At 64.2% G+C, this 1892-nt stretch carries 3 protein-coding genes; 1 reads left to right on the top strand and 2 read right to left on the bottom strand.

Annotation, left to right across the window (positions count from 1 at the left end; genetic code table 11):
* Nucleotides 1–30 precede the first annotated feature (30 nt).
* Both F6Q13_RS17200 and F6Q13_RS17195 read right to left on the bottom strand, forming a co-directional pair.
* Nucleotides 31–960 (bottom strand): IS3 family transposase, encoded by a 930-nt coding sequence (locus tag F6Q13_RS17200; RefSeq protein WP_293059140.1) that lies wholly within the window; start codon nt 958–960, stop codon nt 31–33.
* A complete protein-coding gene (locus F6Q13_RS17195) occupies nt 957–1262 on the bottom strand; it encodes a transposase (RefSeq protein ID WP_293059143.1) in 306 nt (101 codons plus the stop codon). Before F6Q13_RS17195 ends, F6Q13_RS17200 begins: the two co-directional genes overlap by 4 nt.
* A gap of 238 nt (nt 1263–1500) precedes the next feature.
* On the opposite strand from F6Q13_RS17195, the gene tnpA reads away from it, so the two are divergent.
* On the top strand, nt 1501–1812 hold the full coding sequence (tnpA, locus tag F6Q13_RS17190) for an IS200/IS605 family transposase (RefSeq protein WP_293059137.1): 312 nt from the start codon (nt 1501–1503) through the stop codon (nt 1810–1812).
* Nucleotides 1813–1892: the final 80 nt, after the last annotated feature.

Genomic DNA, 1892 nt, shown 5'->3' with positions numbered 1-1892 from the left:
TGGACCTCCCCCGTTTTCCCGGAGACTTTTCTATCTGGGATCGGTGCCCTCGGGTTGGAGGGTAGCCGGTTGGTGGTGATGCTGCCGGGCGTGCCAGGCCGCCTCGTACTTGTCGGGCGAGAACCCACCGAGGCCTTGTTGGATGCGCCGGGGGTTGTACCATCCGTCGATGTAGCGGAACAACGCTGTTTGCGCTTCCGCTCTGGTCGCGAATGTAGTTGCGGGCCAGTAGATCAGTTCGATCTTGATGGTCGACCACAGGTTCTCGGCCAGGGCATTGTCGAAGCTATCCCCGACACCGCCGGTCGACGGCGCGATGCCGGCGTCCAGCAGGCGCTGGGTGAACCGGATCGATGTATATTGGCAGCCCTTGTCGCTGTGGTGGATGAGCTGCCCGTCACGTACGTCGCGGGAGAAGATGGCGTAGTCGAGTGCCGAGCACACCAGCTCGGTGGTCGCGCGCGGGCCAGAATCCCAGCCGACCACCTTGTTGGAGAAGGCGTCGCGCACGCTGGCCAGCCACAGCACCCCTTCGAGGGTGAGGATGCGGGTCAGATCGGCGACCCACTTCTGGTTGGGCGCGGTGGCGGTGAAATCCCGTCCCAGCAGGTCCGGCGCCGCAGTGTGCTTGGGGTTTTGTCTGGTGGACCCGTGCTTGCAGCCCTTGCGCAGGTAGGCGCCCCGGCGGCCATTGGCGCGCATGATGCGCTCCACCCGCTTACGACCGACCTTCACCCCCCGGTTGCGCAGTTCCAGCCACACCCGCGGAGAGCCGTAGGTGGCGGCGAACTCGTGCTCGCCACGGATCTCGTCGATCAACCCCAACAACTCGGCGTCCTCCCGCACCCGCCGCGACGGCTCGCGTCGCGCCTTGCGCCAGTCGTAGTAGGTCGAAGCCGCGATACCAAGGACCCGCAGCACGAGACCGACCGAAAAGGCATGCGCATCAATAAAGTTCATGACCTTCTCCGGGTCGGGCCGATCTCCGACGCGAAATACGCACTCGCCGCCTTCAACACCTCGTTGACCCGGCGCAGATCTGTGTTCTCCGCGCGCAGCCGGCGGTTCTCTTCGACCATCTGTGTCGTCGGCCTGTCGTCGCGCTCGCCGCGGTCGGCCTCGTCTTGGCGGATCCAGTTGCGCAAGGCCTCCGGGTGCACGCCCAGCTGCCGCGCGAGCTGCGCGATCACCGGCTTGGGATCGGACTCCCGATACAGCCGTACCGCGCGCTCACGCAGCTCGCCCGGGTATTTCCTATTCATTGCCACTGCAGACTTCCTTCCTCCAGGTCAGCAAGATCAAACCTGGTTCAGAAGTCTCCGGAAAAGCGGGGGAACCTCACGCACATGAGTGGGCGCCCCTTTCGCGCGTTTGCGCGCACGCGGTTTGCGCACCGACCCTTCGGCCGGTGTCGGTGCACTGAGATAGGTGTTACCCACAGCTCAACCGTAGAGGTGACCACTGACAACCAAATTTCGACGCAAACTGTTCACCGATCCAATGCTCACCTTCACCGAAGCCACCATGCGCGCCGTCTGCGCCGAGCTCGATGTCGATCTGGTGGAGTTCAACGGCGAGACCGACCACGTGCATCTGTTGGTTGCTTATCCGCCCACACTCGCGATTGCCGTTCTTGCCCAACGACTCAAAGGACGCACCGCCTACGCGGTGCGCCGCGAATTCACCGGCGCGTGTGTCCGCGCCCGCATGCGCGGACACCTCTGGTCCCCGTCGTATTTCGCCGTCTCCTGCGGAGGTGCCCCGCTATCGATCATCAAGCAATACATCAACGGACAAGCCCGGCCCCTTTAACCGCCGGGCTACGCCCGGCGACAAACGGGATGGGCTCACCCCGCCATAAATGGCGAGGCTTGCGCCCAAGAATCCGGTCA

This window comes from Mycobacterium sp. (assembly GCF_008709575.1).
Classification (GTDB): domain Bacteria; phylum Actinomycetota; class Actinomycetes; order Mycobacteriales; family Mycobacteriaceae; genus Mycobacterium.
Note: the sequence above shows the minus strand (reverse complement) of the source record. Positions and strands in the feature narration are given on the sequence as shown.